Here is a 24,908-nt window from a genome sequence, read left to right on the forward strand (position 1 = left end):
ATGCATGATTTATACTCAAAGTAGTCAGAGAGAGGGGTTCCAATGGAAGAGAGAACAAACATTTTAATTGTAGAAGATGATTATGAAATTGCCCGGATTATGAAGGATCATCTGGACAGGGAAGGGTTTCAAACGACATGGGCATCTACTGGTGTAGAAGGCTGGGAGGATTTTAAAGCAGGTGACTTTTCCATCATACTTGTTGATTTGATGATGCCGGAGATGGATGGCTATGATCTGTGTGAAAAAATCCGTTTGGAAAGCGATGTACCCTTATTAATCGTCAGTGCAAAAGGAGAGGATGACAGTAAAATACGCGGACTGAATTTAGGTGCAGATGATTATTTAACCAAGCCGTTCAGTCTCAAGGAATTAACAGCGCGGGTCCAATCACATTTAAGAAGATACCAGCGTTATACAAGCAAAAGCTATGATGCGCAAATGTCACAGTATGCACATGGATTAGCCATTGATTTCTTAAATGACGCAGTATTTTTGGAGGGTGAGCTTCTTGTTCTGACGGCGAAGGAAAAGGAAATTTTATTCTTACTTGCCCGGAATCCGTTTATTACGTTTGAGAAAGCACACATTTATGAGCATATTTGGCAGCTGAAAAATGTGAACGGTAATAATACGGTGACCGTGCATATTAAGAGTCTTCGCACGAAATTAAAGGACACTGGAAAGCAGGCGAAATTTATTCAAACGGTTTGGGGAGCAGGCTATCGTTTTGTAGGAGAGCCGATGTCATGAAGATTAAAAATTGGCTGATGGTGAGTCATCTTGTGGTGATGCTGCTGCCGGTTGTGGCGGTGTATCTGCTTTATGTCAGTTTACAGAGTTATAATCAGGAAGAAAATTTAAAAGAATATGTTGATTTTCAAATACTAGTTTCCAATCTAAATGAGACTTTGAATGATGTTTCTTTATATCAATCTTTGGATAATAACCGTTTTCAAGAATTAACAGAGATTGGTGATGATAATCTGAGCATCGATTTATATCGTTATGATGGCCTTCATGTATTCTCAACGATGGAGGGGAATACTGGATATTATTCATTACAAAATCAGGATAGAATACTTAAAAATCTAAATGAGATGCAGAGACGACCAAAAACGTATGTGTATAAGAGGCCTGTATTTGATGAGAATGAACAGCTGACTGGTGTTTACGAAATTACACAAGGAAGAACGGATTGGGTTGAGACCTCCAATCAGCAGCTATTACTTACAATCATTCTTTCAGGGATTTTTTTCATTCTGCTCTATGTTATTGTCATACGAGCGATAAACCGTAAACTGAATCGCCCGCTGCATCAGTTGCAAGCGCATATGCAAGCTTTTGCTGTTGGGAAAAATACAGATAAAAAACTAAATCAATCAAAAGATGAAATAGGAGAATTAAATAACCAATTTGAGGAAATGAAAAAACAAATTACGGAAACAAGAGAGGAACTTGTCAAACAGCAGGAAGAAAAAGAATATATGGTAGCTGCTTTATCACATGATTTAAAAACACCTCTGACGGTAATCCGCACCTATACGGAGGCTATGGAAAATCATGATTTATCAAAGGAAGAAAGGACAGAATACCAATTGATTCTCAATGATAAATTAAATCATATGAAGCAATTGATTGATGATTTATCTATTTTCACAGCACTGCAATCCTCTAAGAATATTCTCCAACCGGTGCAAGTAAATGGAGAAGAGTTTTTTGACATGTTATTTTCAGGCTATGAAGAACCCTGTGCGAAGAAAAATATTCAGTTAACTACTGAATGGCATGTTAGAAACGCTTATGAATTGGATCCAAAACAAATGATTCGGCTGGTAGATAATCTCATGGATAATAGTATTCGTCATACACCAGAGCATGGTGAAATTTGGATAGGGGCAATAGCATCAACAAAATCACTGCCAGATTGGATTTTCCCTGAATTAAAAGAAAAAGTAAATCAGTGGAGAACAGATGGAACGGTACTTCTGATTCAAAATGAAGGAAAAGGAATGGAAGAAAGCCAGATGAAAAAAGTATTTGAACCATTTTATCAAGACGATATTTCCAGAGGGAAAGGAACAACCTCAGGCCTTGGCTTAAGTATTGCAAAATTTATTATGGAAAATCATGAAGGAAGAATAAATATCTGGTCAACAGCAGGAAAAGGAACGTTGTTTGCCTGCTGGATAAAAGAGAGGAGATAAATTATGTCTAAATTTAGATGGAAAGCAAGCTTGATAGCAGCTAGTATTTTGTTTCTGGTATTAGGTGGATGTTCACAAAATGTGGAGGTATCTGCTGAAGAGATTATTCATAATGTGGTGGAAACAGAGGTAGAGGAAATAGATGAATTTTATGGGAAATCTGAAATGACAGTACATGAAGGAGAAAACATCATAGAGGAATCGGTAATGGAAGAATACACTTCAGGCAATGATCGGAAAATAGTCATGCGTGGGGATACGGAAGCCGGGGAAGAGGAAATAGAGACGCTTAATAATGGTGAAAAAATGGTGATGTATAATAAAAGTGACGGAACAGCGCAGGAAATGGATACATCCGTTTTCGAAGGTATTCAAATCAGTCCAAAAGAGATTTTTCAAAATATGCTGGCTGGAATGGAAGACTCTCATGACTATGAAGTAATTGGAGACGAACAATTATTGAATCGAGATACCTTTCATATGAAGCTGGAGGCGAAAGAAGCGAATAGTTTAATGGGAGATATGGAGATTTGGGTAGATAAGGAAACGTGGATAATTCTAAAAACCATTTCAGAAACAGGTGATTCTAAAATGGAATCAGTTTATACAGAGCTGGACTTTTCGCCTGATTTTACAGAAGATACATTCACACTTGATATTCCGGAAGAGATAGAAATTACAGATATGGAGGATAATTTTTCTTCTGAATTTATTTCCGTAGAAGAAGCAGAAGAAGAGCTTGGGCAAGCTTTCTATATGTTTTCTGAAGAAGATTATCATTTGGGCGAAATTGAACTATATGGTTCAGACGGGGAATTGCAGAGAAAAGAATTAAATTTAACCTATATATCAGATGATGAAATACCTATGTTTAATTTATCTATATTTGAGTCTCCAGAGGACATGGAAATAGAAGAATCAGATGTTGAAATTAGAGGGAATGTTGCAGCATATGAAGAATCCATCAACAATTATTACTGGGATGAAGATGGTTTGCGTTATTCTTTACTGATTAATGATCCGGATATGGAAGAAGAAATTTTGGAGTTGACGGAAGAGATGATATTAAGTTCAGAACAATAGAAGAGATCAGTTTTTCAAATGCATTTTCCACATCAAAAAGGCTGCATACCGTCCAATGTATATAAAAAGAACATAGGCCCGTATGCAGCCTTTTACCAAATCAGGAGGCGAAAAGATATGAACATATCTGCTGAAGAAATCATGCGCAAGGCGGTTGAAGCAGGAGAAGGAATGGATCATTATTATACGTTATCCGAATCAAAAGTATATCAAGGAACAGAATTAATGGAGCACAGTATTTTAGAAGAATACGTCGCAAATGGCAAAAGAAAAACCATTACACATGACCAGCTGGAAGGGGAAGATAAAAGAACGGAAGTCTTGAATGATGGTGCAAAAACAATTATCTATGATAAATATAATCATCGCGCATTTGAGATGGATATAACAGCAGACGGAGATGTAGAATCACATGATTCTACAGGGAAAATGAATGGAATGATGGGCATCACGAAGGATACTCATGCACTTGAAATAATAGGAGAAGAAAAAATACTAGATTTTGATACATTCCATATAGAAGCAAAAGCAAAAATTTCTGATCATGTATTTGGAGATACAGACTTGTGGGTGGATCAGAAAACTAGATTTATTATTAAAATGATTTCCGAAGTGGGCGGTATTCGAACGGAACTGGACTATAAGAAAATCGACATATCACCAGTATTTGCAGAAGATACCTTCACTTTGAATATTCCAGATGATGTTGAAATAAAGGATTTAGAAGCATTTGCTCCAGATACAGTAACATTAGCGGAGGCAGAAGAAATTCTTAAACAATCATTTTATCTGTTTCCTGAAGATGAGTTTATTTTAAAGGATATCGAAATGCATCACATCGACGGAATAATAACGCGTGACGAGTAAAATTTAACGTATTATTCTAAAGCGGATATGCCAATGTTCTACTTATCTATTTTTCATTCTCCTGAAGGGATGGAAATTGAAAAAGCTGATGTGGAAATTCGGGGAAGGAAGGCGGCCTATGAAAAGGTTGTCAATAGTATTACTTGGGATGAAGAGGGGTTAAGGTACTCCATCATTATGATTGGTTCCGAAGTTGAGAAAAATGAAATGATAGAGAGAACGGAAAGTATGGTATTGAACTCGGACTTAAATAAACAACCTTGAAAAAAGAGGTGATTCCCCATGAAAAAAGTAAAGATACATCCGCTTATTATTGTCGCTTTATTCATCAATACATTAGGAAACGGTTTTTCTGCTTATCGTCTTTACGGTGATGATAGAGGAGCTGCTATTGCTTTAACGGTATTGTGTTTGTTTACATTAACTTTAGCTGTTTATGGTATTTTTCGTAATCGGAAAATAAATGAAAAGTAGGGAGATGTCAAAAATGTCAACAGAGGTAACGCTTGTAACAGCTATTATCTCAATCGTTATATGGAGTGCAGTGTCCTGGGAGCTTACAAAATCTTCAAAAGAGCAGAATAGAAAACGAATTACTTTGTTAATGTCTGCGGGCTGCTTATCTACACTTATTTTGATGGTTCCGCTTTTTGAAACAATCTCATTTTAAAAATAATCTCGTTAAGTTATTCTAAGAACGTTAAAAAACTGCTGGCTGTTTCATATTTGGCGCCACATACTTTATCAGTTAAAGAAATCCTGCAAAACGGCTAACCAGGTTTGATCATTTATAAAGAAATTACGGTAATAATGAACTAAATAACTATGCTTTCACGGAGGGAACTTTTTGGAAAACACAGCAATGAAATTAATTGATTTAAAGAAAACAATTGGAAAAAACGAAATTATCAAAGGGTTAAATTTTGAGATTAAATCAGGCGAAGTCTTTGGCTTCATCGGCCCAAACGGTGCGGGTAAAACAACAACCATTCGAATGATGGTAGGTCTGATAAAAATGTCCGGTGGAGACGTACAGATACTGGGCAAAAGCATTAAAAACGATTATAAGGAGGCTATTAAAGAGGTTGGAGCCATTGTTGAGAATCCAGAAATGTATCCGTTTATGACAGGGATGCAAAATCTGGTACATTTTGCGCGTATGCTTCCGGATGTCAGGAAGGAGCGGATACAGGAGGTTATTTGCTTAGTAGGCCTGGAAAAGGCGATCAAAGAAAAAGTCGGCAAATACTCGCTAGGAATGCGGCAAAGGTTAGGGATTGCTCAAGCCTTATTACATAATCCGTCTGTTTTAATCTTAGATGAGCCGACAAACGGGCTTGATCCTGCAGGTATCCGAGAGATACGACACTATATTCGACGATTGGCTGAAGAGCAAAATGTTGCAGTTATTATTTCCAGTCATCTCTTATCAGAAATCGAATTAATGTGTGACCGGATTGGAATTATTAAAAATGGAGAGCTTATTACGATTCAAAATGTTCATGATGCAGCAGATACAGAGCAGAATTCCCATCAGATTCAGATGGAAGTAACACCTGCAGAGAAAGCAATAGAACTGTTAAGCACAGAGCATATTATAGAGGCCGTTCTCACCAATGGTTTCATATCCTTTCAAAGTCAAAGAGAAGAAATTCCTAATATCATTCAAACATTCGTGCGAAATGATATTTTGATTTATCAAGTAGAAGTATCCAGAGCGACATTAGAAGAAAAATTCTTTAATTTGATTGGAGAGAATGTCATTGAGTAACCTGGTGAATTTAATCCGAAACGAAATAAATAAAATATATATACAAAAATCAACCTGGATCATGTACATACTTTTAGCAGTTATTATTGCGGGATATGGCATGTTAACAAGCTTTTTTGGTGACGTAAGAGAGGATTACAGTCAGGATTCATGGCGTGCGGAGCTGCAGGAAGAGAATGAAGAGCTGACGAAGGAGATGGAAGAGGAAGAGCTCCTGGAAGACTTTAATATGGGTTTGATTGAGCAAAACAATTACTATTTAGAAAATGATATTCAGCCGGCGGGGTATGATGCGTGGCAATTTGTGATGGAGATGAACATCATGCTGTCCATCGTAAGTTTATTAACGATCATTATCGCAGCAGGGATTGTTGCGAATGAATTTAGATGGGGTACGATAAAACTTTTACTTATCCGTCCTATCTCCAGATCAAAAATACTATTATCCAAATATTTGGCAGTCCTGCTATTCGCTTTGATTACACTGTTATTTGTGGTTGTCTTTTCATGGGTGATTGGTGCCGTGTTCTTTGGTGTGGAAGGATTAAATCCGCAAATCGTCATGGATAAGGTCGGCGGTTTGGAATACGTATCGGTTATTCATGAGATAATTACAAACTATGGCTATAAACTCGTTAATTTAGTAATGATGGCAACCTTTGCCTTTATGATTTCAAGCATTTTCCGCAATAGTGCACTTGCCATTGGAACAGCGGTATTTCTAATGATGGCTGGGAATTCCATTGTCAGTTTTTTCTCGGAGTATGCATGGGCTAAATATATCTTATTTGCGAACACAGATTTAAGCCAATATGCGAATGACGCACCTTGGGTGGACGGGATGACGTTGCCGTTTTCCATCATGGTTTTACTTGTTTATTTTGTAGTGTTTTTAGCAGCTTCTTGGGGAATATTTACGAAGAGAGATATTGCAGGTCAATAAGAGATTTAGGGAGGTATAAAGATAATGAAAAGAACGGTTGAAATTGTATTAGGTGTCATTGGAATGGTCGGATATGGACTGGTTGCAGCTTTAGGCGGGTTTATGTTATTTCTGCAAAATAATGAAGACCTCCTTCAAGAAGTAGTAGAGCAAAATCCAGAAATGGGTCTTAATGATCTGAATACGGTCATGGAAGGAATGGGCGCAGGAGGGTGGGCGCTTCTCATTACTTCTATCCTCGCGATTATTTTAAGCCTTGCAGCGATTTTCTTGATTAAAGGGAATAAACAGCCGAAAATTGCAGGTTCGATTTTCATTGTGATTTCTATCTTAGGATCGATTGTTACCGTAGGGTTTGGTATTATTCCTGGCATCTTCCTGCTTATTAGCGGTATTATGTGTCTGGTTCGGAAGCAAGGGACTCTATAAGAGTATTTTAAAGAGAAGAAGCTGTCATCAAAGGAAGGATATATTTGATGACAGCTTTAGAGTTTTATTATTTAACTGCGAAATGAAAGGAATTGATGAAGCAAAGAGGAAGCGGAGGTGTTAAAAGTGAATAATAAGATTACATATGTCATATTTGCAGTAAGTATGCTGCTAATCCCATATTTTATCTTTCAAATTGTTCATCATACGGGTAATCTAGGCTGGCAAATTTATTCAGGTTTGATGATTAATTGTTCAATTATCGCTGCACTGCTTATTGTCAGTCATTGGAGAGACGTGAAAAATCAATAAGTTATGGCATGATGAAATCTATTTAAAAAGCTAGTATCGTACTTTAAACTATTTTACACGCAGGGCAGGATTTGTAATAATTAGGGTGCTGAGTAATTAATAATGCACAAATATTAGCGGAATATATTTGAAAGAATTAATTGAAAGTTAATAATATTTATTGTATAAAAAAACAAATAACAAATGTATTGATTTGATTGTTGAAGAAATAGCAGAAAATTAAAGTTACTCTTTTACCGAATAAATGAATGGGATATACAAGGAGGCAAAAAATGAGTGAACGATCCATCAAAATTTTAGAGCTTGAAAAGAAATATGGAAATCAAGCTGCTGTCAAACAGATTAATTTCGAAGTGAGAAAAGGGGAGCTGTTTGGATTTTTAGGGCCAAATGGGGCAGGAAAAACAACGACGATTAAAATGATGACTGGATTGCTTGAGCCAACAAATGGAACGATTGAAATAAATGGTTATGATATTTGGAAAAATCCGCTTGAAGCGAAAAAGCAGATTGCTTATGTTCCAGACCAGCCAAATTTATATCCGAAATTAACAGGCTGGGAGTATTTGGAGTTTGTGGCGTCTGTATTTCAAATACCATCGGATCATTTTAAAGAACGGGCGGAGCAGTTACTGTCCATATTTGGACTGACGGACCGGGCTAATGAATTAATAGAAGGATATTCTCATGGGATGAAGCAGAAAATTGCAATCTGTGGAGCACTCGTCCATGATCCGGAAATTTTATTTTTAGATGAACCAACCGTGGGGCTTGATCCTAAAAGTGCACGGAATCTTAAAAATTTGCTCAGAGAAGAATGCGATAAAGGCATGACGGTGTTTTTAACAACACATATTCTTGAAATCGCGGAACAGATGTGTGACCGGATCGGTATTATTTCAGATGGTGCTATCATCGCACTTGGAACAATGGATGAATTAAGGGAAAAAGACGGACGTACAGAGGGAAGTCTTGAAGAAATTTTCTTAGAATTAACAGGCAGTGATGACCAAGAAGCGATTATTGAGGAGATGGCGAAAGAAAATCAACCAGGTGGTCCATCATGATAAAGGTTTTGCTCAAGAATCAGCGCAGAATATTTGTAAATACACTCAAATCACAAAATCTTAAAAATTATTTTGCCTATCTTTTTGTTTTTGCAGTCTTGGCTGTTCTGTTGTTTTTTGTCTCTCAGGCGATATGGAACATTGCCGGTTCGGTGACTGAGCCCATTTTAGATGGGATCTTTTCTTTCAGCTTGTTAATGATTATTGGAATGATTATTTTAATCGGGATGCCAGAAGTGTTTAAACACTTGTACTCGGCAACCGATTTAGAGTTTCTGTTCACCATGCCGATTAAAACGAGACAAATTTTTATAATGAAGTACATGCAAAGTTTTATCGGCGCACCTTTGACTGTTTTTTTATTTCTTTTAGTACCACTTACAGCTTATGGGGTGGCCAGCGGCGCAAATATTATCTATTATTTCGTACTTGTATGTATGTTGTTTACAGCGGCTACCATTGGGCTTTCCATTGCCTACCTGCTTAATTTGGTTGTCATACAGCTTATTCCTGCAAGACGAGCAAATGAATTGATGACAGCGATGACCTTTCTGTCAGGATTGTTTGTCTATTTGATATTTATGTTACCGCAAATATCAAATAACCGTTCATTATCAGAGTCTCTTATGGCAGGGCTTCCAGTTTTACCGGATTGGGTACCGGTAAGCTGGGGAAGTGATGCATTAATTCAGGCAGCAAATGGTTCAATGAGCTTTTTCCTGCCAATGATTTTATTGATACTTTTTGCCGGAGTGTTGATTTTACTTACGACGACATTAGTTGAAAAAGGATTCCGCACGGGTTGGGTTAGACTAAGTGAAGGAAGCGGGAAAAAGAAAAAGCGTAAACCTAAAAAAGAGCGTGCGCAGGGTGTATCACATCCAGTTATTGCGATCGGGAAGAAAGAATGGTTTTCCATTAAGCGTGATATGAGAGAATGGATGACATTTTTACCGCTTGCCTTTTTCATCGTTTTTCCGGTTATTGGTTTCTTCAGTGGTGGCATCCGCTTAAGTGATCTTCGCGGATTTAATGATATTTCATGGCCCATTGCTCAAGGCTTCTTTTTATTTATTTATGCATTGTTTAACGGACAGCTTGCTGCTGCGGCTATTGCACGGGAAGGATTGTCTGCGTGGATTTTACGCACGCTCCCATTATCAGGCCGCGATATTGCCTTAGGAAAGCTATGGATCAGCTGGCTGCTGCCATTTATTATTTTAACGATCTTGGAATGTATTGTAGGAGTATTTCTTGGCTGGGCATGGTGGCAGTTCATCTTTGGAATTGTGGTGAAAGCTGGAATTACCATCGGAATCAGCTCCATCGGCATTTGGATCGGAACAATTGGTGCACGGTTTAATCCGGGCAATCCCCAGCAGCGGTTAACCTTTGGAACGTCTATGTTTCTATTATTGTTGGCATATGTGTATTTGGCTGTTTTAAGCATCCCTTACGCATTAATGCTCGTACCTGGTGAGGCAGCTCCATTTGTTGTTGATCTGGGCGCGGAAAGTTCTGGATTTTTCGGTTTCGTATTTAGTTTATTTGGCGTTTTACTTACATGGAAAGCAAGTAATCCAGTGATCGTAATCAGTCTGGGCTTGCTGCTGATGTTCGTATTGTCTATTGGTCTTGCGTGGTTGTTCTTGTATGAGAGTGCGAAGCGGATTAATCGTGGTGTTACTATTGATATAGTGAGTGAGACGAGTGGAAAGACTTTGTTTAAACAGAAATCTGGAAAAAGTTTGTATTAAGCTTTATTTTTTTAGTGAGAAAGCCAATTTTGCTGAAAGATAGAGCAGTAGTTAATGTAAATATAACTATTTTATGTTCGGTAAACATGAATTAGATAAGGCGAAACTTCCTTCAGCAGGGGATGAAAGAACCCCGCTGAAGGAAGTTTCACTTTATAATGTTTACGAACATTTAAGAGTTTATCGATTAATATTTTAGTGCAGTATTTGCCCAAGAGGTTAGTCTTCTCTTAGCCTCTTTGGGTATTTTCATTAATCATATTCTTCGATCCAGTATACTCAGAAAGAGGACGGAATATCCGATTGTTTTCTGCTTGCTCCAGAACATGAGCACTCCATCCGGCTGTCCTGCTTGCAGTAAATGTTGGTGTATACAGCATTTCCGGCAGATCTATAGCTTTGAAAACAGCTGCTGCATAAAACTCAACATTGGTATAAAGTCTTCGTCCAGGTTTATATTCTTTAAGCAAGCGAATTGCGGTATTTTCCACATACCTTGCAAGGGCAAACCAATCATCATTAGCCGATAAACTTTCAATGACATCGCTTAATGCCTCAGCCCGGGGATCATTTGTTTTATAAACACGATGTCCGAACCCCATCAGTTTTTCATTGTTATTTAGTTTTTTTCTCAACCAATCTTCGGTATTTTCCATTGTACCTATCTCGTTTAACATTGACATGACACCGGTTGGTGCACCTCCATGTAATGGCCCTTTCATAGCACCAATTGCTCCACAAACGGCAGAAAACAAATCAGATTCAGTAGATGCAATTACCCTGGACGTGAACGTTGCGGCATTCATACCATGTTCTGCCGTAAGAATAAAATAAGCATTTAAAACTTTGATATGTGCGTCTTTCGGTATTTTACCAGTAAGCATATACAAGTAATTGGACACATGATCTAATTGATGATTAGGCGCAATAAATTCTAAATGGTGTAAAGATCGATAACGATAAGCAAGTATAGTTGGTATGATAGCTGTGATACGGGTTGCTTCTTCTAATGTTGGCGGCCATTCTGGATTCGCTTTCAAAGAAGATATACTTGTTCTTAAAACAGCCATCATTTCCATATCTTCTGGTAATTCATCAATAATACGAATGATGTACTCCGGTAAATTTCTTGCTTCATGAAGCTGCTTTTTCAATTTTTTTAATTCATTTTGTGCCGGCAGTTCCCCATACCAGAGTAAATAGATAACTTCTTCAAACGTATACTTACGAGCTAATTCATCTGCATGGTATCCACGAAAAATCAAGCGGCCATTTTCACCATCTACAGAACTCAAATTGGTTTGTACTGCTGTAATACCTTCAAGACCAGGTCGAAAATTCATTATAATTCCTCCATTTTTACTATTTGTGTCTATTATAAATGAGATATATAATAATGAATATTAGTTATTTATTAACTAAATGATTAAAAATCATAATCAATCAGGGGGAAGAGATGAATATAAATTGGTTACGGACCTTTATTATGGCTGCAGAAAGTGAAAATTTTAGAAAAACGGCAGAAAAGCTATATATGGCACAGCCAACGGTAACGGCACATATTAAACAGCTTGAAAGAGATATTGGCACACAATTTTTTAGCCGGTCTGGACGTAATATCATTCTTACGGAAGCTGGACGCCGATTTTTGCCGCATGCCCGGTTAATATTATCCAGCTATGACCGTGGAACTCATGATTTACTGGCTTGGGAACAAGGGTATAAAAGAAAGTTAACCATCGCTATTTCTCCATTATTAGCTGCCTCCATTCTTCCATATATTATTAGACAATTTATGGAGCGGCACATGGATGTGGAAGTGATTGTGCAGATAAAAGAATCAATGGAAATAAGCGAAATGATTGAAAAAGGAGAAGCAGATCTCGGATTATTGCAGATGAACCCCGTACAAGGATCATTGCAAGTGGAGAAAATAAAAGAAGATGATGTGATTTGCGTATGCTCCCATGATGGCGGTGATTTAGAAAGCAGCCCGCCAATTGATATTCATGATCTATTTGAAAATCAGACATTATTCACCTATAATCATCCAGAATACTGGGATGATCTATTAAATGCGATCCATGTAAAGTATCACAAGGTACGTACTATGGTTGTTACACAGGTCCACATTACGAAAAAATTTATCGAGGAAGGGCTAGGTTTCTCTTTTCTTCCTAAAATCGCTTTGAATCGGGAACTAATAGAAGGGAGATTACTGGAAGTAAGAACACCGGAGTTAAAGCTTCCAAAGGCATCTACTTATATCGTTACTCGTGCGGATACAGAAGAAAACAGGTTGTTCCAAGATTTTCTTGGAGAATATTTCTCGTATTAATATATTTAGATTGGTAAGGATCCATAAAAAAGAAAATGATAAATAGGTAATTTTGCAACACAAAAGAATGGACATAGTATGAAGAAAGGAAATTGGAAGGTTGGCACCCAAATATTGAATGCTTAGAAAGAAAAATAATTCCTTATGGAGTATATTTAGCTTTAATTGATGACGTTAACTACAGTTTAACTATTATTACAGCGTTATTCAAAAAGCTACAATGAAGAATCCCTTGCAACAATATGACACAACATATATACTAATTGATGAAACGAAAAAACTAAAAAAGTTTAATTGGTTTTTTTTGAGGGGTGATTACAATAGAATATCGTATCATTCAAGCTTTTGCAGAAGAATTAAAAGAAAATGGGATTAAATTTACAATGGATGATCTTGCACGAAGATTGGGGATTAGTAAACGTACGCTGTACGAATATTTTTCATCGAAAGCAGATATTCTGGATGCACTAATTGAAGACGCTTTTGCTGAAGTGGATAAAAAAAACGAATTAATTTTACAAAATGATGAGATCCCAATAACTGAGAAGATAAAAGAAGTGATTATCAGTTTACCGACTCATATCGAACTTGTTGATCGGCCAACGTTAGAACAAATTAAACGTTCTTTCCCGGAACAATGGGAGAAATTATCTAAAATATATACAAAAGACTGGGATGAAATGGACGCTTTAATTGAGCAAGGAATTCGTGAAGGCATAATCTCCAATAAAAATGCAGCCTTAATTGTAAAGATGATAAGAGGAGCAGTAGAAACAGCTCAAGATCAGCAGTTCTATATCGTAAACGATATTTCCCTTACGGAAGCGTTATCGCAAATTGCTGATATTATTTTATACGGGTTGGTTTCTAAAGAAGAATAAAAGAGGTCTATGACTTATCCTCTTTTTTTGGTAAAACTAATAAAACCAAAATAGTTTTATTCTTAAAAAATACAAATTAAGAGAAGGAGTGGAGTAAAATGCAAAAGGCTTTAATTGAAGTGAAGCAAATGAAAGACTTTAATAGCGACGTAAGAAAAGAAGCCGCTGAAGTGTTTGTGGATGGTTATAAAAAAGAATTAGGCTTTTTTTCAAAAGACCGAAAAAAATTAGTGGATGCATTTCAAAAAATGTTACATCCAGAGGTTTTCTACCTGGCTACACTAAATAGTGAAATTGTAGGCCTACTCGCTTGTTCCGATAATAAAGCGCGTGGACTTAACATTGATCGAACTACATTAAAAGAGCATTTTGGTCTTGTGAAGGGAAATCTAGGATATCACTTTATGAAAGACGATTTTAATAAGAAGCTTCCATATGAGGATGATACGGGATATATTGAATGTGTCGCCACCTCAGTAAAAGCTAGAGGTAAAGGAGTTTCTACCGCTTTATTTAAGCATGTATTATATCATACCGCTTATCAGCGGTTTATTTTGGAAGTGATTGATACGAATAAAATAGCGTATCAAATGTATGTCAAACTGGGTTTTATCGATATGGAAAGGAAAAAAGAGCGATTTTCTTCTTTTAAAGGTTTCAAGGAGCGTATTTATATGAAGCTGGAGGTATAAATTATAACATTAGAGATGTTTCTTTATGATGAATGATTTCGTTTAAAAAAGAGTAGAAAAATTTTTTGATGAAACTAGTAAAACTATAGAAACGTGTATAGTTTATAATGGAAATTTAATTTTTCTTTATACGCTTTATTGATACTTATTGGTATGTTTTTATCTGCTGATCAGCATTTTAAAGATGATTTAAAACGCTGATTCCAGATAAAAAATATGATTATCCCCACTTATCCTAACTCAAATAAGTGGGGATAAATTCTAACTTGATTTTTTAGTGTTTTTTCATTCATGCTAATTAATCATTCTACTGACAGTTGATCCAAGGCCTGTTTCCCAGGAGAAAAGGAATACGACCATTAAGCCAAACCAGGATATTCTCCAAATCTTATTATCAGATGTATCAACAAGATACTGTTAAACTGGGGAGTCAGAAAATCACAATGATGGTTTAAATGAGGTTGCTACGATGATAACTTATAAAGATGTTCCTAACGTTAAATTTGATCTGGAAAGTCTTTCATTAAGTTTTAAAGTGCCCGATGAAGTTGCTGAATACTTGAATTCAAAAATCAATAACTGATTTTTAAGCGCGATTAAAATGGTGTGATGACAAAGCATGTAGAGGCTAATTTATTTGATTTTCAAGATGTTGATAATCAACATTCAATATTGTAATCTAAACCTGGCTTTTCATTGGACTAGGTTTTTGCAATTAAAATTAGTCAATAAGAAAAGTGGTAATAAATAAAAGGCTGCTTTTAAATAACAGGTCGAATTAAACAGATAAGCGTTCATGTTACAATAAAATAAACGAAGGAAAAGATTGTAAAGATAGGGAGATGAATTCAAAATGAAACTTCCTCATTGCTGGAATTGCCAGCATCATTTTAAATTACGGGAGATTATTTTACCATGGAAGCAAAAATGTCCAGTATGCGGCAAGAAACAGTTTCTAACCAAAGAAAGCAGATTTAATACCAGCCTTTTCGGATTTATACCAATGACAATTATCTTTATGCTAAATTTATTTGTTAAACTCTCCACATTAAATATGATTATTATTGGATTATTCATCATACTTCTTTTTTTAATCATTGCGCCTTATTTTTATAAGTTTACAGAAAACGAAGAGCCTATCGTTTAATTTCAGAGAATATTATTAAATGAAATTTCTTAATAGGTTTACAATTTAATGGATGTAACAGGAAATAAAGAGGTGTTGTAATGGAAAGTGGAGCAAACAAAAGTTTAGAGAAAAGGCTCGTGTATTTATTTACTGGAGAATTTTTTGCAGTAGTAGTTTTTTGCTTTACATATTTTAATAATTTTTCTTTGAATCAAAGCTATTCATTGAATTATGCACTATTCATCCTGAATTTTATACTATTACAGGGGAGTTTTTATTGATTTATCAAGTGGAAAAGGCTGAAAAGTAAAAGAGCGGTTTTACCCAATCTCTATACACCTCTTACCATTTTGAAGAAAGTTAATTTTGTCCTCATATGTATAATGCCTTTAATAGTAATTATGGATATATTTATCTTGGAACGGAAATCCTATATCTTTTTGGTTGCTGTGTTAGTTTACATCTTTGTCATCATAGAATATATTAACTATTTTCATATACAATTAACCAATTATAAGGGTGGAAAAGGGAAGAAGTCCTCTATAGCTAAAGAAATTAAAAACTCAAAACCTAAAAATTAGAAAAAATACGATTCAATTTGAGAATGTCTGCGATATACTATTTATATTAAATAGAGAGGAGAAAGATATGATGAAAAAAGGAAGTATTACAGCACTTATTTTTGTTCTATTTTTATTTTTAATTGCTTGCAATAATAATGAGACACAATCTGAGAATCAAGAAAACAATCAGGAAAAGACAGCAGATGAGGAAGAGACATTAAGTGAGGAAGTGGAAGCCTCTTCCAATGTAGAAGACCCCGAACAAGAAAAGTTATTTGATGTTATAAGGAACCATATTTTGGCTAAAAATCAAGAGGATGAGGATAAGTTTTTGTCTTATTTTCATAGTGAATCGCCAATAATGCAAGATGTCGAGGGAGAACTCACAAGCATCATGGATATAGGCGGGGAAACATGGATTACAGATATCGCTTTGGAGGAAAAAGAGGAAGATAACGCAATTATCTATACGTCACAAGAAACATATTTTGAAGATGAGTCCATACATAACTATTAACAAACGATACTGTATTCACTACAGAAAGAGGACAGACATTGGAAAATCTATTCGATGGCTGGTACCGAAATCAGTTATATTGATGAATATGGCAATATCCTGGAAGATATCCCTGATTCTAGTGAGGGTGTCACATCCATTGATGAATTAGAAGGAGACTATGCAGCCCTTTTGAAAGAGATAGACTTGAGTTCGATAAACGAAGAGCTGACAGTGGATTATTATGAGGAAGGGGAAGGCTCTGCAAACCTTGACCTACTTATTGATAATGATGTGAACAGAATACTAACGATGGAGGTAATCGTCGGCCTTGGAAACTATTATTCAACAATGGAAGAGTTTTCTGAGGAGTTCATTAGCGGGATACAATCTCAATATGAAGAGATTGACGTAGAAATGATAGACTTCGATGAGGATGAATTTATTCTTTTGATATCTACACTAGCAGAGCCTGGAGAGTATGATGCGTATATAGAATTATTGCGCGTTTTTAACAAAGATGGCGATATCTTTTCCATCACGTATAAAGATATGTACAAGGAAGAAATGGATAAGGAAATAGTTAACATTGAGAACTTTTTGAACATAAATATTTTTCCTCCTTAAAAATAATTGAAATATTTACTTACATAATTCTCTTCCACATTTTAATTGATGTAAAACATAATACATAATTCTATTTTGTTAAATTATAAATTATTATTTTTGTAATCATTAAGTTCTTTTTTTAAATTATGATTTTCTTGCTCTAATTTTCTTTTTGATTTAAAATATTTCTTTAAAACAAAAACAATTAATATAACTACAATAATAAAAATTATTGTACCTATCAAACTAAAACTATTCATATACATTTTTAACCACTCCACTCTTTTTGTTTTAGGTTGAAATAAAGATACTTAAATATAATAGATTTCAGATGTGAGCAACATCATAGTTTAAAAGCCTGGATAAGTCTTTAATAGCTATATCGAATCTATTTAAATGAGAATAATTATTATGCTTTTTAGTCAGTATTTCTTATTAGTTACATTGGATTCTAGAAAGCATTTCTTTAAAAAAAGCTAGAATCACCTCTCCTTTTGTCACCAAAGAAAAAGAAGAAACCCACCAATGAATCTACTAATAGTTTACTTCACATGTTTGTTGCTGTAAATCATATAAAGATTATTTTTTCTTTACATAAAAAATAGCTTGTATTTGTTTCTTTTCTTTTTGTTCTTTAGCAAGTTTTTCACGATTTACAGTAAAATCTTCCAGTGCATATACTATACGTGACTTTTATGAACAACAAGAAATGGAACCAGTAAAAAAGAAGGAGTAATTAAATAAGCGTATAATAATAGGGGGCACGGTACCCAGCAATAATATTTCTTTAAAAAGAATATTTGATTTTCCAATACACATATCTCACCAATAGGAAGCGGAGATTCGATAAGGGTGGATAGGCAGCTTGGGATGTAAGTGTTTACATAAAGTGGTTATTTGTGATAATTTATCATAAAAGGGAAAGAAGTAAATGAATCTAAAAAAGTATCATATAATTGCTGCAGATGAATTGAACCACTTTTTTTAAGTATTGGATCGACGATTATGACAAATTGATTTACAACGCTTTTTATAAAAAATAATGATTTATCAATCATTAACTTGTCAGTTACCGGCCAAATCAAGTTATTCTTTCTTTTATGAAAGCATAACAAATGGAGGCTAACTAATGAATTTAAAGAAAAAATATGGTTTTTTGTCTATGTTATCGAGCATAATTTGTTTAATCCTTTTAATAGCTTCCTATGTAGTTGCTCCTGAGACACCTCAAGGGATTGTCATAATTGGCATACAACTTATCTTTTTCATGGGAATTATATTCTTGGTTTTAGGGATTTTTGGAAGCACGATTGCCATGAAACAAAAGGAAAAAGGGGTAAAAAATATGTTGGTATCTTACTGCCAATTCTAATTCTCTTATTTATTTTGCTAGTTCCGATTCTTATGGCGATAGGATTTATGTTGAATGATAATCCATAATCATAAATAATTTATCCTGACTATTATGAACAAACCTAAAGATAAAGAAAAGCCTGGAAGTTAGATGCTGGGGGGTAGAAATACCTATAATGCATTAGCATTTAAACAACTACTAGTTTACTAAAGTGATATACAGCAAGTGAATCAGCGTGAGAAATAAGCAATGGAATTATGTTATAATAAGTGCGAATATTGCATAAGAATGAACTTAAATAATAAGATGGCAAAATGAAATGCCACCCTACCAAAACTGGGCAAGTCATTGAAGTAGGCTTCAAATCTTTTTAAGACTGTTTATTCTTAAATGTGAGAAAAGCAATCGAATTTTGGTCATTTACAATACCTTGGTAGTACCAATGGGCAGACAATCGTGACTTTTAGTATGAATAGCACTTGTTATGTTTGGCTTGTCTGTTTGTAGAATGAACTTTTGAAACAAAATTACAGGAAAAAGCGATTGGAACAAACTTGTTGATCCTGCGCTAGATTCCACTTAGGAGAATAAAAATGAGAGAAGAAGAAAAAATCTTTAAAGGTACCCTTTTTTCACCTGGAGAACCGGATTTAAAAAAAATAAAGCTGAGAACTCATAACCTATGCTCCGAATATAACCGCACGTTCGAAGATGAAACGGAAAAGAGACAAGCACTCATTTCAAATATTTTCCATGAAATTGGAGAGAGCAGCCGTCTGCAAGGTCCTATTTATATTCACTACGGAAAACATACAAAGATTGGTAATCATTTTTTTGCAAATTTTAATTTAACCATTCAAGATGATGCAGAGGTGGTTATTGGCAATCATTGTGATTTTGGTCCAAATGTGACGATCGTTACGCCTGTACATCCAATGCTTCCAGATGAACGCCGCGCCATTATGGATAAAGACGGTGTGCCTAAGCATATGTGTTATGCGAAACCGGTTAAAATTGGTAATGATTGCTGGCTTGGAGCAAATGTGGTTGTTTGTCCGGGAGTAACAATCGGGGATAATTGCGTAATTGGGGCAGGAAGTGTTGTTGTGAAGAACATTCCAAGCAATACCTTTGCGGCTGGCAACCCATGCAGAGTGATTAGAGAAATTACGGAACTGGACAGCATGAAACATAAGCCGGAAATTTTGGACGATAATAGAATTATAGAATAAAAATATTTCGGACTATGAAAGGCCTTACAGATTCCCGTTTAATACTGCGGGGCAAACGTAATTGGCGTAGTGGTTGTAATCAAGTTTTAAGAAAATATTCTACTCACTAAAGTAATTAATGGGCTATATTTTGAGTGAGAATAGAATCGTATTCGTACAATTTGACTTGAGTTGAGGGCTGTTACATAATCAGGTAATTGATTATGTAACAGCCCTTCTTTTATCAAAATAAAAAAGGAATCTATTTGAAAAACACCTGCATATCTTGAAAGCTTATATTTCCAGGTGGCGGCTTTATTCATGCATTCCGGATTTTTGATTGTTCAGTTTGTATGCAAATGCTAAGTATAGAAAAGCAAAGAATGAGATAAATATAATCACTACTAGAAAGTAAAGAATGGTCGTTGTATTTGCCAGTATATCCAATATAATTGAAACACTTATTACACCAAAAATACTGCCAATTTGACGTGCAAGGTTTACTAATGAAGAAATTTCATTATGATATTTTTCTCCCGTTGATAAAAAAGCTGCATTCATTAATACGGGAGCTATAGCTCCAGAAAAACCGAAAAGAATAAAACTAATTAAAATAAAAACAGAGTATGCTGCTATTGTGAAGTAGGTAAACAAAAATATACTGCCTGCAATAATAGCCAATAAGCATAGCTGCTGAGTCCATTTTTGTCCTAATTTATTGACCAGAACAGGTGACAAAAATGAGGATATTAGCATACCGGAAACCGTTAAGGGCAAAAATTTCACACCCGTCTCAAGCGAAGACAAAAATAAATGTTCCTGAAAATGAATAGAAAGGAAATACATCACTCCATAGATTGAAAAATTATAAGTAAATCCATTTATTAAGCTGGCAACATTCTGTTTTGTGAATAGTTGCCGCTCTATTACTTGTGTCTGATTATTTCTAAACTTGATACTATATGCATATCCAAAAATTAGTAAAGTGATTCCTCCTAAAGTAAATAACAGCGGTAACTGATAGATTACTTTATATTCCTGTATCATAAATACGAAAATTAAGATAAACAATGCAACCAGCACCTGTTCCTTGAAAAACATCGGAATTTTTTCTTTTTCTGTATCCTTGATTGCAGCAAGTCCAGTCCAGATGACAATTAAAGAAAAAGGAATATTGATAAGAAAGGTGCTTTGCCAACCCCACAATTCATTTAAAAAACCACCAACCATCGGCGAAAAGGCAAATGCGATGCCTGATGTTCCGGACCATATACCAAAGGCAGTCGCTCTTTTTTTTGGCTCTGTTACTGTCGATGATAAGAGCTTTGTTGCAATAGGTGCAAACATAGCTGCACCAACTCCTTGAATAATCCTAGAGATTACCAATTGTTCATAAGTGTTAGAGAAACCACAGAATAGCGAACCAACCATAAAGATTGAAATCCCCGTGATAAAGGCATTTCTTGCACCTATTCGTTTACTGAACCTGGCAAAAAATAGGATGAACGAAGCAAATACCAATACATAGCTATTTACGACCCAAGAGGTTTGTAAATTGCTTAAATATAATTGTTCTCTCAAAGGTGGAATAATTATATTTACGATATTTGTATCTAGAATAATTAAGAAAGATCCGATGCAAATACTGATTAAGCTTATTGTTTCTCGACGTGTGTATTTCATAAAAATCACCTTATTTCAATTTTTTTTGAACTGTAACTATTATTTCAAAAAAAATTGAAATGTCAAGAGGGAAATGTTATAATAAAATTATGAAAAATACTCATGTTACTGATATTTTTAAGGTACTTCAGGATCCAATTAGAATTCGAATTATTGAGATGTTGCGATTTGATCAAGGAAGGAGGGAGTTTTTTCCGGATTCATCTGAAGCAGAAGGTGGCTTTTGTCCAATGGATATCCTGACGATTTTGCAGGAAGAAGGGATCCATATTTCTAATACCAAATTGTCTTACCATCTCAAGGAAATGAAAAATACTCATGTTATTTACTTAGTCAAGGAGGGGAAACGTAATTTTTATCTGTTTAATAAAGATAGACTGGAAATGATTCAATCCTGGATAAATTTTATATTAAAAGGATAACCACGCATCAATTATTAAAATTAAAAATGTTAAACATTTTATTTTTAACAGGGATAATGAGTGGGTTCTTTAAGGCTAAATGAATAAAGAAAACTCTTTCCCATGAAAGCGGAGAAAGAGTTTTCGATTGATAATAGTTATAACAAATCCGTATTCTTTTTAACCTGCAGCAATCACATTAAATTCTCACACCTTCCGATACCGCCGCATACCCAAAATATTCAACGTTACAAAAACAACAATAAATAAAAACAAAATAGAGAGGGGAGCCAGAATCTCTCCAAATGTAAATCCTTTTAAAACAACATCGATCATCGCATTTCCTGCATAGTACAAAGGCATAATCGGCGCAATCCATTGCAGCCACGATTCCATGGTATCTACATTCAGCATTCCAGAGAAGAATATCTGTGGAATAATGACGAGCGGGATAAATTGAATCATCTGGAATTCACTGCTGACGAATGTAGATAACAGAAGACCAAGCCCAAGGGCAACGAAGCTTAATAAAATATTAATGATAAACATGTTGCTGATGGAACCGGCGATTTCCATATCTAAAATATATACTGAATATAGGATGATAATCGCTGTCTGCAGAATAGCAAAAATCCCATAGCCGAATAAATAACCAAATACGATCTCAGATTTTCTGATTGGCGTGGATAATAATTTCTCCAATGTGCCGCTGCTTCTTTCTTTTAACATCGACATACCGGCGATTAAGAAGACAAAAAAGAATACAAAGAAGCTGACTAAAATGGGATTTAAAATTTCAAAAAAGGTATTGCTTTCATCGCCATAGATATATTCTACAGTAATCGGGTCTTCATCCATATCGATTTCAGAATCGATGTCTGTATCGATATTCGTGTCCATATTTATATCCATGTTCTCTGCGATTTCTGGAGGTAGCTGCTCCATCATTTCTTCTACGCCTGCTGACATATCTTTCATATTACTTATCATCTCATCGATATTATCCGAAAGGTCATTTAAATTTGTTTCCATTACAGCCTGTGAGCTTCCCTGAATAGCAGGACCCTCATCCATCGGGTTATCATTCAGAATGGTCAATGTCCAATTCCCATCCTTTTCCTCTAAAACACCGCTGGCATTTCCTTCTTCCAGATAAGATTGTATATCCATCTCGTTTTCCTGTTTTACGATGATATCATTACCTTCTAAAATATCGATTACCTCATCATTGACATTAACTGCAGCGATGGTTACCTCGTCATCCGGATCTGGAAAAATATAATTCAATAGCGTAATGACAAAAATAGGAGCCAGAAATAATAATGCAAGAGTACGTTTATCACGTAGAACCTGTTTGCAAATTCGTTTAATCAGCTGAAGCATTCGCATATTCGATTTCCTCCAATTTTAAAAAGACTTGGTCAATATCGCTGACGCCAAAGTTCTCTAATATTTCCTGCGGCGTACCGCTTGCTGCAATTCCTTTATTTTTCATTAATAACAGCTGGTCACATTTCATGGCTTCATCCATAATGTGGGTCGTAATTAACAGCGTACTTTCCTTTTTCAAATCATGCAGTTGATCCCAGATATTTAATTTAAGCACGGGATCAATCCCGACCGTAGGCTCATCTAAAATCAAATACTCAGGCTGATTAATTAAAGCAATCGCAAGTGATAAGCGGCGTTTCATTCCGCCAGAGTAGTGGGCTACCAATTTATTTTTATCCTGTTCAAGCTGGACGAGATTCAGTGTGGACTGAACTGCCTTATTGGATATTTTCCTCCCGTACATATGAGCAAAAAATTGAATGTTTTCCAAACCGGTTAAATCATGGTATAGCGAATCACTTTGCGCCATATAGCCGATTTTGTTTAAAAGTTTACGGTTGGGAACCGCTGTATCATCGATTTGGATAGAACCAGTATCGTATTTTTCCATTCCCATCAAGCATTTAATCAATGTCGTTTTCCCTGTACCTGAAGGACCAATCAATCCGGTGATTTGATTGGCGCTAATATCTATGGAGACATCTTGCAGAATCGTTTGTTTTCCAAAGCTCTTGGACATATTGGATAATTGCATCATAAAACACAACACCTTTCATATAAAAGTGAGTACTCACTCATTATAATATCAGAGTAAGGCTATGATGACAAGAATCTTTTTGGAGAAACTGCTTGGGTTTACGATAAAAAATGATTGCAACAAATACAAAGTTTATCGGATCGCTATTCTGTCGCTTCTCCGAAAGTGGCAATGGCTGGTTTGCTTATAATCCATTTTTTGTGTATCTTTTTTATTGAAAGGGCTGATAGGATAAACATAAGCTACTGTTGGTGTTTCATTCCTTATCGCTTTTCTGACAGATGTATAAATAGAGGGTTATGGAAATACTATCGGAGAAAGAGAGCAGTTTTTCGTTTCCCGATATATAGACCGGAGGCAAAATGATGAAAGTACGAATCGAATATACCTATCAGACACCCAAAGGGGTTACTGCAGCTTTTACTTCTGAGGACATGGAGGCATCAAAAGCGTTATTCATCGTTGAAGATATAAGGAAAATGGGACGTATGAAAAATGTCGTATTCGTCGATTCTCATGAGCATACATGGAGTTTAAAAGAATTACGTAAGCAGATGGAAGAAATTCAAACAGAACCGCATGATATAACTGTTTATTTTGATGGGGGATTTGACCTCGAAACAAGCCATTCCGGTTTGGGCTGTGCCATCTATTATCAACAGAATAATACCTTTTACCGTTTACGAAAAAATGCAATGGTGGAAGAACTTTGTTCGAATAATGAAGCAGAATATGCTGCATTGCACTTGGCACTGGTGGAATTGGAGAGACTGGATGTCCATCATCTGCCTGTCTCTTTCTATGGCGACTCCCAGGTTGTTGTGAATCAATTAATGGGAGAGTGGCCTTGTTATGAGGAAGAATTAACAAAATGGGCAGATCGAATTGAAAATAAAATGAATCAATTGGGAGTTATCCCGGAGTATAAGCACATTTCACGTAAAAAGAATCGGGAAGCGGATCGATTGGCTGGTCAGGCATTGAAAGGGATGGAAATAACAAGCAAAAAAGAACTAGCGGAGTGAG

Annotated in this window: 28 protein-coding genes; 23 read left to right on the forward strand and 5 right to left on the reverse strand. The window is 35.5% G+C overall.

From position 1 onward, the window contains the following. Nucleotides 1-42: 42 nt before the first annotated feature. The 13 genes from MKY45_RS10160 to MKY45_RS10220 all read left to right on the forward strand — a co-directional run bounded on the left by MKY45_RS10160 (nt 43) and on the right by MKY45_RS10220 (nt 10,436). Nucleotides 43-753 (forward strand): response regulator transcription factor, encoded by a 711-nt coding sequence (locus MKY45_RS10160; protein ID WP_341172888.1) that lies wholly within the window; start codon nt 43-45, stop codon nt 751-753. Further along, nucleotides 750-2,207 carry a HAMP domain-containing sensor histidine kinase gene (locus MKY45_RS10165; protein WP_256706122.1) on the forward strand — a complete coding sequence of 486 codons (1,458 nt, stop codon included), beginning with the start codon at nt 750-752 and terminating at the stop codon, nt 2,205-2,207. Before MKY45_RS10160 ends, MKY45_RS10165 begins: the two co-directional genes overlap by 4 nt. A 3-nt stretch (nt 2,208-2,210) precedes the next feature. Next, entirely contained in the window at nt 2,211-3,290 is a 1,080-nt protein-coding gene (locus tag MKY45_RS10170; RefSeq protein WP_256706123.1) for a LolA family protein, read from the forward strand. Between the two features lie 117 nt (nt 3,291-3,407). Further along, on the forward strand, nt 3,408-4,157 hold the full coding sequence (locus MKY45_RS10175) for a LolA family protein (RefSeq protein WP_341172889.1): 750 nt from the start codon (nt 3,408-3,410) through the stop codon (nt 4,155-4,157). A gap of 33 nt (nt 4,158-4,190) precedes the next feature. Then, a complete protein-coding gene (locus MKY45_RS10180; protein ID WP_341172890.1) occupies nt 4,191-4,421 on the forward strand; it encodes a hypothetical protein in 231 nt (76 codons plus the stop codon). 18 nt (nt 4,422-4,439) lie between these two features. Beyond that, on the forward strand, nt 4,440-4,631 hold the full coding sequence (locus MKY45_RS10185) for a hypothetical protein (RefSeq protein WP_256706125.1): 192 nt from the start codon (nt 4,440-4,442) through the stop codon (nt 4,629-4,631). A gap of 13 nt (nt 4,632-4,644) precedes the next feature. Next, nucleotides 4,645-4,827 (forward strand): hypothetical protein, encoded by a 183-nt coding sequence (locus tag MKY45_RS10190; protein WP_256706126.1) that lies wholly within the window; start codon nt 4,645-4,647, stop codon nt 4,825-4,827. A 177-nt stretch (nt 4,828-5,004) separates the two neighbouring features. Continuing rightward, a complete protein-coding gene (locus MKY45_RS10195; RefSeq protein ID WP_256706127.1) occupies nt 5,005-5,928 on the forward strand; it encodes an ABC transporter ATP-binding protein in 924 nt (307 codons plus the stop codon). After that, entirely contained in the window at nt 5,921-6,871 is a 951-nt protein-coding gene (locus tag MKY45_RS10200; RefSeq protein ID WP_256706128.1) for an ABC transporter permease, read from the forward strand. Before MKY45_RS10195 ends, MKY45_RS10200 begins: the two co-directional genes overlap by 8 nt. Nucleotides 6,872-6,895: 24 nt before the next feature. After that, complete coding sequence (locus tag MKY45_RS10205; protein ID WP_256706129.1) at nt 6,896-7,300, forward strand: DUF4064 domain-containing protein; 405 nt, start codon at nt 6,896-6,898, stop codon at nt 7,298-7,300. A gap of 126 nt (nt 7,301-7,426) precedes the next feature. After that, the gene (locus tag MKY45_RS10210; protein WP_256706130.1) at nt 7,427-7,612 is read left to right on the forward strand and encodes a hypothetical protein; all 186 of its coding nucleotides are present in this window, start codon (nt 7,427-7,429) and stop codon (nt 7,610-7,612) included. A gap of 272 nt (nt 7,613-7,884) precedes the next feature. After that, on the forward strand, nt 7,885-8,679 hold the full coding sequence (locus MKY45_RS10215; RefSeq protein ID WP_341172891.1) for an ABC transporter ATP-binding protein: 795 nt from the start codon (nt 7,885-7,887) through the stop codon (nt 8,677-8,679). Continuing rightward, nucleotides 8,676-10,436 carry a putative ABC transporter permease subunit gene (locus tag MKY45_RS10220; protein WP_042533588.1) on the forward strand — a complete coding sequence of 587 codons (1,761 nt, stop codon included), beginning with the start codon at nt 8,676-8,678 and terminating at the stop codon, nt 10,434-10,436. Before MKY45_RS10215 ends, MKY45_RS10220 begins: the two co-directional genes overlap by 4 nt. A 230-nt stretch (nt 10,437-10,666) precedes the next feature. Here MKY45_RS10220 and MKY45_RS10225 read toward each other — a convergent pair whose 3' ends face one another. Further along, a complete protein-coding gene (locus MKY45_RS10225; RefSeq protein WP_332093637.1) occupies nt 10,667-11,779 on the reverse strand; it encodes a citrate synthase/methylcitrate synthase in 1,113 nt (370 codons plus the stop codon). 113 nt (nt 11,780-11,892) lie between these two features. On the opposite strand from MKY45_RS10225, the gene MKY45_RS10230 reads away from it, so the two are divergent. The 6 genes from MKY45_RS10230 to MKY45_RS10255 all read left to right on the forward strand — a co-directional run bounded on the left by MKY45_RS10230 (nt 11,893) and on the right by MKY45_RS10255 (nt 17,162). After that, nucleotides 11,893-12,774, forward strand: a complete 882-nt coding sequence (locus tag MKY45_RS10230; protein ID WP_256706134.1) for a LysR family transcriptional regulator — start codon at nt 11,893-11,895, stop codon at nt 12,772-12,774. Nucleotides 12,775-13,085: 311 nt separating this feature from the next. Beyond that, nucleotides 13,086-13,655: a TetR/AcrR family transcriptional regulator gene (locus MKY45_RS10235; protein WP_256706135.1), complete on the forward strand. Its 570-nt coding sequence runs from the start codon at nt 13,086-13,088 to the stop codon at nt 13,653-13,655. A 98-nt stretch (nt 13,656-13,753) separates the two neighbouring features. Beyond that, the gene (locus MKY45_RS10240; protein ID WP_256706136.1) at nt 13,754-14,347 is read left to right on the forward strand and encodes a GNAT family N-acetyltransferase; all 594 of its coding nucleotides are present in this window, start codon (nt 13,754-13,756) and stop codon (nt 14,345-14,347) included. Between the two features lie 853 nt (nt 14,348-15,200). Then, on the forward strand, nt 15,201-15,494 hold the full coding sequence (locus MKY45_RS10245) for a TIGR04104 family putative zinc finger protein (RefSeq protein WP_256706137.1): 294 nt from the start codon (nt 15,201-15,203) through the stop codon (nt 15,492-15,494). Between the two features lie 630 nt (nt 15,495-16,124). Next, nucleotides 16,125-16,556, forward strand: a complete 432-nt coding sequence (locus MKY45_RS10250; protein WP_256706138.1) for a hypothetical protein — start codon at nt 16,125-16,127, stop codon at nt 16,554-16,556. 54 nt (nt 16,557-16,610) lie between these two features. Further along, a complete protein-coding gene (locus MKY45_RS10255) occupies nt 16,611-17,162 on the forward strand; it encodes a hypothetical protein (protein WP_341172892.1) in 552 nt (183 codons plus the stop codon). A gap of 83 nt (nt 17,163-17,245) precedes the next feature. Here the strand turns inward: MKY45_RS10255 and MKY45_RS10260 are convergent, their stop codons facing one another. Next, a complete protein-coding gene (locus MKY45_RS10260) occupies nt 17,246-17,410 on the reverse strand; it encodes a hypothetical protein (protein ID WP_341172893.1) in 165 nt (54 codons plus the stop codon). Between the two features lie 863 nt (nt 17,411-18,273). Here MKY45_RS10260 and MKY45_RS10265 point away from each other — a divergent pair. Both MKY45_RS10265 and MKY45_RS10270 read left to right on the forward strand, forming a co-directional pair. Further along, the gene (locus MKY45_RS10265) at nt 18,274-18,516 is read left to right on the forward strand and encodes a hypothetical protein (protein WP_256706141.1); all 243 of its coding nucleotides are present in this window, start codon (nt 18,274-18,276) and stop codon (nt 18,514-18,516) included. 575 nt (nt 18,517-19,091) lie between these two features. Continuing rightward, nucleotides 19,092-19,730: a sugar O-acetyltransferase gene (locus tag MKY45_RS10270; RefSeq protein ID WP_256706142.1), complete on the forward strand. Its 639-nt coding sequence runs from the start codon at nt 19,092-19,094 to the stop codon at nt 19,728-19,730. A 294-nt stretch (nt 19,731-20,024) separates the two neighbouring features. Here MKY45_RS10270 and MKY45_RS10275 read toward each other — a convergent pair whose 3' ends face one another. Further along, nucleotides 20,025-21,392: an MFS transporter gene (locus MKY45_RS10275; protein WP_256706143.1), complete on the reverse strand. Its 1,368-nt coding sequence runs from the start codon at nt 21,390-21,392 to the stop codon at nt 20,025-20,027. A gap of 59 nt (nt 21,393-21,451) precedes the next feature. Here MKY45_RS10275 and MKY45_RS10280 point away from each other — a divergent pair, with 59 nt between their 5' ends. Beyond that, nucleotides 21,452-21,814 (forward strand): ArsR/SmtB family transcription factor, encoded by a 363-nt coding sequence (locus tag MKY45_RS10280; protein WP_139089108.1) that lies wholly within the window; start codon nt 21,452-21,454, stop codon nt 21,812-21,814. A 186-nt stretch (nt 21,815-22,000) separates the two neighbouring features. Here the strand turns inward: MKY45_RS10280 and MKY45_RS10285 are convergent, their stop codons facing one another. Further along, nucleotides 22,001-23,182 (reverse strand): ABC transporter permease, encoded by a 1,182-nt coding sequence (locus tag MKY45_RS10285; RefSeq protein WP_341172894.1) that lies wholly within the window; start codon nt 23,180-23,182, stop codon nt 22,001-22,003. Further along, on the reverse strand, nt 23,160-23,882 hold the full coding sequence (locus MKY45_RS10290) for an ABC transporter ATP-binding protein (protein WP_042533605.1): 723 nt from the start codon (nt 23,880-23,882) through the stop codon (nt 23,160-23,162). The genes MKY45_RS10285 and MKY45_RS10290 overlap by 23 nt, the downstream gene beginning before the upstream one ends. A gap of 362 nt (nt 23,883-24,244) precedes the next feature. Between MKY45_RS10290 and MKY45_RS10295 the strand changes: the two genes are divergently transcribed. Continuing rightward, on the forward strand, nt 24,245-24,907 hold the full coding sequence (locus MKY45_RS10295; protein WP_319022556.1) for a reverse transcriptase-like protein: 663 nt from the start codon (nt 24,245-24,247) through the stop codon (nt 24,905-24,907). Nucleotide 24,908: the final 1 nt, after the last annotated feature.

Source organism: Oceanobacillus sp. FSL K6-0251 (assembly GCF_038004725.1).
Lineage (GTDB): Bacteria > Bacillota > Bacilli > Bacillales > Amphibacillaceae > Oceanobacillus > Oceanobacillus oncorhynchi.

What these genes read in the sequence shown, in the direction of transcription:
- MKY45_RS10250 (WP_256706138.1), top strand. Translation starts at nt 16,125, where the DNA reads ATGATGAAAAAAGGAAGTATTACAGCACTTATTTTTGTTCTATTTTTA.
- MKY45_RS10220 (WP_042533588.1), top strand. Translation starts at nt 8,676, where the DNA reads ATGATAAAGGTTTTGCTCAAGAATCAGCGCAGAATATTTGTAAATACA.
- MKY45_RS10245 (WP_256706137.1), top strand. Translation starts at nt 15,201, where the DNA reads ATGAAACTTCCTCATTGCTGGAATTGCCAGCATCATTTTAAATTACGG.
- MKY45_RS10280 (WP_139089108.1), top strand. Translation starts at nt 21,452, where the DNA reads ATGTCAAGAGGGAAATGTTATAATAAAATTATGAAAAATACTCATGTT.
- MKY45_RS10180 (WP_341172890.1), top strand. Translation starts at nt 4,191, where the DNA reads ATGTTCTACTTATCTATTTTTCATTCTCCTGAAGGGATGGAAATTGAA.
- MKY45_RS10255 (WP_341172892.1), top strand. Translation starts at nt 16,611, where the DNA reads ATGGCTGGTACCGAAATCAGTTATATTGATGAATATGGCAATATCCTG.
- MKY45_RS10275 (WP_256706143.1), bottom strand. Translation starts at nt 21,392, where the DNA reads ATGAAATACACACGTCGAGAAACAATAAGCTTAATCAGTATTTGCATC.
- MKY45_RS10175 (WP_341172889.1), top strand. Translation starts at nt 3,408, where the DNA reads ATGAACATATCTGCTGAAGAAATCATGCGCAAGGCGGTTGAAGCAGGA.
- MKY45_RS10215 (WP_341172891.1), top strand. Translation starts at nt 7,885, where the DNA reads ATGAGTGAACGATCCATCAAAATTTTAGAGCTTGAAAAGAAATATGGA.
- MKY45_RS10205 (WP_256706129.1), top strand. Translation starts at nt 6,896, where the DNA reads ATGAAAAGAACGGTTGAAATTGTATTAGGTGTCATTGGAATGGTCGGA.
- MKY45_RS10185 (WP_256706125.1), top strand. Translation starts at nt 4,440, where the DNA reads ATGAAAAAAGTAAAGATACATCCGCTTATTATTGTCGCTTTATTCATC.
- MKY45_RS10230 (WP_256706134.1), top strand. Translation starts at nt 11,893, where the DNA reads ATGAATATAAATTGGTTACGGACCTTTATTATGGCTGCAGAAAGTGAA.
- MKY45_RS10265 (WP_256706141.1), top strand. Translation starts at nt 18,274, where the DNA reads ATGAATTTAAAGAAAAAATATGGTTTTTTGTCTATGTTATCGAGCATA.
- MKY45_RS10240 (WP_256706136.1), top strand. Translation starts at nt 13,754, where the DNA reads ATGCAAAAGGCTTTAATTGAAGTGAAGCAAATGAAAGACTTTAATAGC.
- MKY45_RS10260 (WP_341172893.1), bottom strand. Translation starts at nt 17,410, where the DNA reads ATGTATATGAATAGTTTTAGTTTGATAGGTACAATAATTTTTATTATT.
- MKY45_RS10160 (WP_341172888.1), top strand. Translation starts at nt 43, where the DNA reads ATGGAAGAGAGAACAAACATTTTAATTGTAGAAGATGATTATGAAATT.
- MKY45_RS10285 (WP_341172894.1), bottom strand. Translation starts at nt 23,182, where the DNA reads ATGCGAATGCTTCAGCTGATTAAACGAATTTGCAAACAGGTTCTACGT.
- MKY45_RS10295 (WP_319022556.1), top strand. Translation starts at nt 24,245, where the DNA reads ATGATGAAAGTACGAATCGAATATACCTATCAGACACCCAAAGGGGTT.
- MKY45_RS10165 (WP_256706122.1), top strand. Translation starts at nt 750, where the DNA reads ATGAAGATTAAAAATTGGCTGATGGTGAGTCATCTTGTGGTGATGCTG.
- MKY45_RS10225 (WP_332093637.1), bottom strand. Translation starts at nt 11,779, where the DNA reads ATGAATTTTCGACCTGGTCTTGAAGGTATTACAGCAGTACAAACCAAT.
- MKY45_RS10170 (WP_256706123.1), top strand. Translation starts at nt 2,211, where the DNA reads ATGTCTAAATTTAGATGGAAAGCAAGCTTGATAGCAGCTAGTATTTTG.
- MKY45_RS10190 (WP_256706126.1), top strand. Translation starts at nt 4,645, where the DNA reads ATGTCAACAGAGGTAACGCTTGTAACAGCTATTATCTCAATCGTTATA.
- MKY45_RS10290 (WP_042533605.1), bottom strand. Translation starts at nt 23,882, where the DNA reads ATGATGCAATTATCCAATATGTCCAAGAGCTTTGGAAAACAAACGATT.
- MKY45_RS10270 (WP_256706142.1), top strand. Translation starts at nt 19,092, where the DNA reads ATGAGAGAAGAAGAAAAAATCTTTAAAGGTACCCTTTTTTCACCTGGA.